General features: G+C 64.2%; 7 protein-coding genes. 5 read left to right on the forward strand and 2 right to left on the reverse strand.

Features of this window, described 5'->3' with window-relative positions; all coding sequences use genetic code 11:
* Together EOC06_RS07010 and EOC06_RS07015 are read right to left on the reverse strand one after the other, a co-directional pair.
* Positions 1-826: aldo/keto reductase (locus tag EOC06_RS07010; protein ID WP_245469380.1), on the reverse strand; the 826-nt coding region annotated here is incomplete at its 3' end.
* Between the two features lie 60 nt (positions 827-886).
* On the reverse strand, positions 887-2,392 hold the full coding sequence (locus EOC06_RS07015; protein ID WP_128307409.1) for a UxaA family hydrolase: 1,506 nt from the start codon (positions 2,390-2,392) through the stop codon (positions 887-889).
* Between the two features lie 228 nt (positions 2,393-2,620).
* Here EOC06_RS07015 and EOC06_RS07020 point away from each other — a divergent pair, with 228 nt between their 5' ends.
* The 5 genes from EOC06_RS07020 to EOC06_RS41890 all read left to right on the forward strand — a co-directional run.
* A complete protein-coding gene (locus tag EOC06_RS07020; RefSeq protein ID WP_128307410.1) occupies positions 2,621-3,523 on the forward strand; it encodes a GntR family transcriptional regulator in 903 nt (300 codons plus the stop codon).
* Positions 3,524-3,720: 197 nt separating this feature from the next.
* Positions 3,721-4,077, forward strand: a complete 357-nt coding sequence (locus tag EOC06_RS07025; RefSeq protein WP_128307411.1) for a DUF2946 family protein — start codon at positions 3,721-3,723, stop codon at positions 4,075-4,077.
* A gap of 97 nt (positions 4,078-4,174) precedes the next feature.
* Positions 4,175-4,714 (forward strand): copper chaperone PCu(A)C, encoded by a 540-nt coding sequence (locus tag EOC06_RS07030; RefSeq protein WP_127270813.1) that lies wholly within the window; start codon positions 4,175-4,177, stop codon positions 4,712-4,714.
* Positions 4,715-4,755: 41 nt separating this feature from the next.
* Complete coding sequence (locus tag EOC06_RS07035; protein ID WP_127272468.1) at positions 4,756-5,274, forward strand: YcnI family protein; 519 nt, start codon at positions 4,756-4,758, stop codon at positions 5,272-5,274.
* A 58-nt stretch (positions 5,275-5,332) separates the two neighbouring features.
* Positions 5,333-6,277: copper resistance protein CopC (locus tag EOC06_RS41890; protein ID WP_245469381.1), on the forward strand; the 945-nt coding region annotated here is incomplete at its 3' end.

Raw genomic sequence — 6,277 nt, forward strand, 5'->3', positions numbered from 1 at the left:
GCGGATAGCCACCCTCGGCGGCGATCCTTTCCATTGCGCCGACGCGGTCGAGCACGTCATGGCTGGCAGGGCGGTAGTCGAAATGTGCGCCTTGCACCGGCCCGGTCGCCAGGATACCGGAGTTGAACACGCCGCCAATGACCAAGGAGGTCTGCCGCGCCCGGCATAGGGGCAGCAACTCCGCTTCGGCGCTGCGGTCGAGCAAGGAATAGCGGCTGGCGAGCAGGATGCAGTCGAGCGGCGCCTCGCGCATCACGTCCAGACAGATCTGCACTTCGTTGACGCCAAGCCCATAGGCGGAAATGACGCCGGACCGTTTCAGCTCTTCAAGTGCCTTGAGGCCGCCGTCCATCAGGTCGCGAAAGTGCAGCTTGGTCTTCTCGACACCATGGGTGTAGGCGCCGATGTCGTGGACAAACAGGATGTCTATCCTGTTTAGGCCAAGCCGCGCATAGCTGAACTCGACCGACCGCATGATGCCGTCATAGGAATAGTCGTAGTCGAGCGCGAAGGGCAGCGGATCGACATAGGAGTGATCGGGAACCTGATCGTCCGGCACCGGGCGGAACAGCCGGCCGACCTTGGTCGACAGCACATAGGAATCGCGCGGCTTGTAGCGCAGGAAGTCGCCGAAGCGGCGCTCCGACAGGCCGAAACCGTAGAAGGGTGCGGTGTCGAAATAGCGCAGGCCGGCATCCCAGGCGCCCTGCAGCGTCTCCATCGCCGCTTCGCGCGAACAGGCGCGGTAAAGGCCGCCAAGTGCAGCGCCGCCGAAGCTGACCTCGGTGACTTCCAGCGCTGTCTGGCCGATGCGGCGTCTTTCCATGCACAACCTCCCCGTTGCCCGCCGCTGACCGGCGCGCAGTCTACTTTATATCAGTTAAGTCTAAAGTGTTGCGCCCAGATGCCAGGGCACGAACTCGTTGTCGCCGTAGCCGAAGTCCTCGCTCTTGGTCTTGCGGCCGGAAGCCGTCTCGACGATCAGTTCGAAGATCTCGCGACCCATGCCGGCGATGGTCTTTTCACCCGAGGCGATGACGCCGCAATTGACGTCCATGTCCTCTTCCATCTGGTGGTACATGGTGGAGTTGGTGGCGACCTTGATCGACGGCGTCGGGCGGCAGCCGAAGCATGAGCCGCGGCCGGTGGTGAAGACGATGACGTTGGCGCCGCCCGCCACCTGGCCGGTCGCCGAAACCGGATCGTAGCCGGGCGTGTCCATGAACACCAGGCCGCTGCCGGTGACTTTTTCGGCGTAGCCGAAGACGCCGTTGAGGGGCGTCTGACCGCCCTTGGCGACCGCGCCGAGCGACTTCTCCAGGATGGTGGTGAGACCGCCGCGCTTGTTGCCGGGCGAGGGGTTGTTGTCGATCGAGGCGCCATGCTTGGCGACGTGGTCCTCCCACCATTTCACGAAACCGTCGAGCTTCTGCGCGATCTCCGGCGTTGCCGCGCGGTAGGCAAGCAGATGCTCGGCGCCGTAGATCTCCGTGGTCTCGGAGAGGATGCCGATGCCGCCGACGCCAGCCAGGATATCGACAGCCGCGCCCAGCGCCGGATTGGCCGTGATGCCCGACATGCCGTCCGAGCCGCCGCATTGCAGGCCGACGACGATCTCGCTGACCGGGATCGGCTCACGCTTCAGCTGGCCGACTTCCTCGGCGATCTCGGCCAGCACGCGCATCGCTTTTTCGACCGATTTGCGCGATCCGCCGGCGTCCTGGATGTTGAAATGGCGTTTGCCCGCAGCGACGCCCTTCTGGCCGTATAGGGTGAGCTGGTTGACTTCGCAGCCGAGGCCGACCATCAGCACGCCGCCGAAATTCGGGTGGCGGGCGTAGCCGGCGAGTGTACGGTGCAGCACCATCATGCCGTCGCCGGTGCCGCTCATACCGCAGCCCTGGCCGTGCACGATCGGCACGAAACCGTCGATGCCGGGATAGTTAGGCAAAAGCGTGCGGTTGGCGGTGTCGGCGATGGAATGGCAGACGGTGGCCGAGCAATTGACGCTGGCGACGATGCCGATGAAGTTGCGCGTGCCGGCGCGGCCATCGGCGCGGCGATAGCCCATGAAGGTGCGGGCGCGGTCGGCCTCCGTCGCGTGCTCGGCCTCGCTCGGGGGCACGACCGGCAAGCGGCCGGATTCGAAAACCAGATTGTGCGAATGCACGTGCTCGCCCGCTGCAATATTCTGTGTCGCTCGACCGATCGCCTGGGCGTATTTCACCACGGCCTCGCCGGCGGCGATCGGCTTGATCGCCACCTTGTGGCCGGGCTCGATCAGCGCACTGGCGACGGCACCGCCCGGCAGCGCGGTGCCAATCTCGATGCGGCCGTTGGCGACGGCGACATTGTCGGCGGGGGACAGAAGAATGCAGTTGGAGGCGTTCACGGGCGGTTTCCTGGGTGATCCTGGGTTGCGCGGACGGATTGACACGCGTCTGTTTAGAGATATTGTCTTTTATCGTGAAAAAACAGTTTTGCGTCAATTGTTTTTTCACTGGGGAGTTCCGCATGTCCTTGGTTGTTCCGGGAAGCAATTTCGCTTCTCAGGGCCATGGGAACGTCATATTGCGCTTCAAACCGGCCGCCGCAAGCGACGGCGTGCAACGGGTCAGGGATGTCGAAGAGCAACAACGTCTACAAGGATGCCTACAACCGCTGCCTGCGGCTGCTCGACGAAACGCGCAGCCTGCCTTCGGAGCCGGAACTGGGCACCTTGCTTGGCGTCAGCCGTACGACCGTCCGCACCATTCTTGCGCGCATGGAAGAGACAGGGCTGATCGCCTGGGACAAGCGCGCCAAGACGGTGCTGCGCGAAGCGCATCCGGACGATTTTTTCCCCGAAGAAGAGACCGACACGCTGGCCGAGATCATCGAACGGTCGTTCATGCGCAGGCTGCTCGCCGGCGGCGCCGAGGCCGGCATGCAGATCAATGAACTCGAACTGGCGCGTGAGATCGGCGTCGGCACCACCAGCGTGCGCGAGTTCCTGATCCGCTTCTCCCGCTTCGGCCTGATCGAGAAGCGCCGCAACAGTCACTGGGTGCTGAAGGGCTTTACCCGCGCCTTCGCACTGGAGCTCACCGAAATCCGCGAAATGTTCGAACTGCGCTCGGCGGCCGCCTTTGCCGCTTTACCGCAGGACAGCGCGGTCTGGACCGATCTCGACCGCCTGGAAGACGAGCATCGCCAGTTGGCAAACGACATCGCCACCCGCTTCACCGAGTTCTCCGAACTCGACGAGCGCTTCCACCGGCTCATCCACCGGGCGTCGCGCAACCGCTTCATCGTCGATTTCTACGATGTCATCGCCATGATCTTCCACTACCATTACCAGTGGAACAAGGCGCAGGAACGCGAGCGCAACGAAGTCGCCATCGGTGAGCATCTGGTCTACATAGAGGCGCTGAAATCGCGCGACCTCGGCAAGGTCGACGCCGCTTGCCGCAAGCACCTGAAGTCGGCACGCCAGACATTGCTGACCTCGATCCCGGAGAGCCGGTCGCTGCAAAAACACTGAGCCGCATCGCGGCTCGGAGTCTTGTTTCATGCATGTCGTCGTCCCAAAACCGCTATACACTTTTGGGCGACATGCATTGACCCTGCCGCGTTGGCGCCGCGGCGATTTGGCGATTTTCCACCCGCCGGCCCCGTGCTAGGAATGTCGCATTGCTGCGAAGAGGCAGGGCTTTGAGCGTATCGAGGAGACGGTGGAGCATGCCGGTCGCGCTGGTCGCGGCCTATCTGCTGTTGCTCCAGTCGACGCTCGGAGCATTCGCCTTCGGCACCGGTTCCAATGCATCGCAGCTCGATGCGTTCGGCAACGTCATCTGCACCCATGAGGGCGCAGCCCAGCTTCCCGGCGGCAACCAGCAGCCGTCCCATCTTCCGGCATGCTGCGTGCTCGGCTGCAGCATGGTTTCGGCGGCCTTTGCGCCGCCGCCCGGTGCTGGCCTGGCGCTGGGCAGCCTTTCCTTCAAAACGGTCGCCTTTGTTTTTCCGGCGGCCATCCATCTCGACTTTGCGCGTGAGCGCTCGCCGTCGAACCCGCGCGCGCCGCCGCTGACGGCCTGAGCCTGTTTGCCCGGCGGAACTTTTCGTGGGCGTACCCATCCAAAGATCAAACTGCTCGCGACCGGCAACGGCGCGACCATTACTTCATGGAGCAACCATGTCCTATTTTTTCCCTGACGCCGCGCGTCCTGCGCCAGGCGGCATTCTACGCGGCATCGAAGAGCGTGTCGGCATTGCCGTGCTGGCTCTTGCGCTGCTGTTCACAGGCGCCCAGTCCGTCCTCGCGCATGAGTTCAAACTTGGCGATCTCGAGATCGGCCACCCCTGGTCGCGCGCCACACCTGCCGGTGCCAAAGTGGCCGGGGGTTATTTCACCGTCACCAACAATGGCAGTGCACCGGACCGGCTGGTGTCGATTTCGTCCGATGTTTCTGAAAAGGCCGAGCTGCATGAGATGGGCGTCAAGGACGGCGTCATGACCATGCGGCCGGTTGCCGGCGGCCTGGAAATTCCGGCCGGCGGCAAGGTCGCCCTTGCGCCTGGCGGCTATCATTTGATGTTCATCGGCCTGAAGCGGCAACCCAAACAGGGCGAAAAGTTCTCCGCCGTCCTGACCTTCGAAAAGGCCGGCGCCGTCAGCGTCGATTTCGCTGTCGAAGGCATGGGCGGTGGCGCCATGGACGATCACGCCAATTGATCCGGCCGGTTCGACAAATTTTGAAAATCCGAGGGACCATCATGAACAAATATCTTTTGTCGGCCGGCGCACTTCTCGCGCTCGGAACCAGCGCCGCCTTCGCGCATATCACGTTCGAAACCCAGGAGGCGGCGGTCGGCTCGACCTACAAGGCCGTTCTGCGCGTGCCGCATGGCTGCGAAGGCAAGGCGACGACCGCCGTGCGCGTGCAGATTCCGGAAGGGGTGATCGCGGTGAAGCCGATGCCGAAGCCAGGCTGGACGCTGCAGACCAAGAAGGGCAAGTACGAGAAATCCTACCAGCTCTACGGTCAGGCGGTTGCCGACGGGGTCAAGGAAGTCGACTGGAGCGCTGGCAGCCTGCCGGACGAATTCTACGACGAGTTTGTCTTCCGCGCGACGTTGACGGCGGATCTGCCGGCGGGCCAAAAACTCTACTTCCCGGTGGTGCAGGAATGCGACGGCGCCGCCGATCGCTGGATCGAGATCCCGGCGGCAGGGCAGGATGAAGACGCGCTGGAAAGCCCGGCACCCGGCATCAAGCTGCTGCCGAAGAAATGATCTCCCAGGCGGCGCGCTCATTCGAGCCGAGCGCGCCGCTCCTTTTCGTGGCGGTGACATGGGCACGACCTCCTTCCTGCAAACGGCTTCAATGACCGGCCAACGCGCCGGCCGGCTTGCCGCCGGCCTGTTGGCCGTGATCGTGTTTCTTGCCAGCCTTGCCGTGTCGGATCAGGCCTTTGCCCATGCCGCGCTGATCAAGACCGACCCGGCCGACGGCGCGGTGCTGGCACAGGGGCCGGCGCAGTTCTCGCTGACCTTCAGCGAGCCGGTCTCGCCTCTGGTGCTGACGCTGGTGAAGCCCGACGGCAAGCCGGTTCCGCTAACGTCATTCCGGCTCAGCGACCAGACCGTCGAGATGGACAATCCGCAGCCACTCAAGTCCGGCACGCATGTCTTGAGCTGGCGCGTCATCTCCGCAGACGGTCATCCCGTCGGCGGATCGCTGCTGTTTTCCATCGGCGCGCCCAGCGAGCCGCCCGCCGTATCCGAAGCCGTCGACTGGCCGTTGCGGTCGGCTATCTGGACGGGCAAAATCTTTCTCTACGTCGGCCTTTTCCTCGGCGTTGGCGGCGCCTTCGCGCTTGCCTGGTTGGCCGGAAGTGGCCGTGCCGGGCAGCGCTTCGTTGCAGCTGCAATCCTGAGCGGGCTGGTCGCGTCGTGCCTGTCGCTCGGCTTGCAAGGTCTGGACGCATTGGGGGCGCCGCTCTCCCATCTGGCACAATCGGTCGTCTGGCGGACCGGGCTCGACACCAGTTTCGGCTGGACAGTGCTGGTCGCGCTGATCGCGCTGGGCCTTGGCCTGCTGTCGCTGGCCGGTCCCCGCGCCACCGCCAAACCATCGGCGCTGGCCGGCTTGGCCGGGGTGGGGGTTGCCCTTGCCGCCAGCGGCCATGCCAGTGCCGCCGAGCCGCAATGGCTGACGCGGCCGATGGTGTTCCTGCACGGCGTCGGCATCGCGTTGTGGGCCGGCGCGTTGATCCCACTCGGGCTGGCGCTGAAG

The organism is Mesorhizobium sp. M7A.F.Ca.MR.362.00.0.0 (assembly GCF_004023175.1).
Classification (GTDB): Bacteria; Pseudomonadota; Alphaproteobacteria; order Rhizobiales; family Rhizobiaceae; genus Mesorhizobium.

What these genes read in the sequence shown, in the direction of transcription:
- EOC06_RS07020 (WP_128307410.1), top strand. Translation starts at nt 2,621, where the DNA reads ATGTCGAAGAGCAACAACGTCTACAAGGATGCCTACAACCGCTGCCTG.
- EOC06_RS07025 (WP_128307411.1), top strand. Translation starts at nt 3,721, where the DNA reads ATGCCGGTCGCGCTGGTCGCGGCCTATCTGCTGTTGCTCCAGTCGACG.
- EOC06_RS07030 (WP_127270813.1), top strand. Translation starts at nt 4,175, where the DNA reads ATGTCCTATTTTTTCCCTGACGCCGCGCGTCCTGCGCCAGGCGGCATT.
- EOC06_RS07035 (WP_127272468.1), top strand. Translation starts at nt 4,756, where the DNA reads ATGAACAAATATCTTTTGTCGGCCGGCGCACTTCTCGCGCTCGGAACC.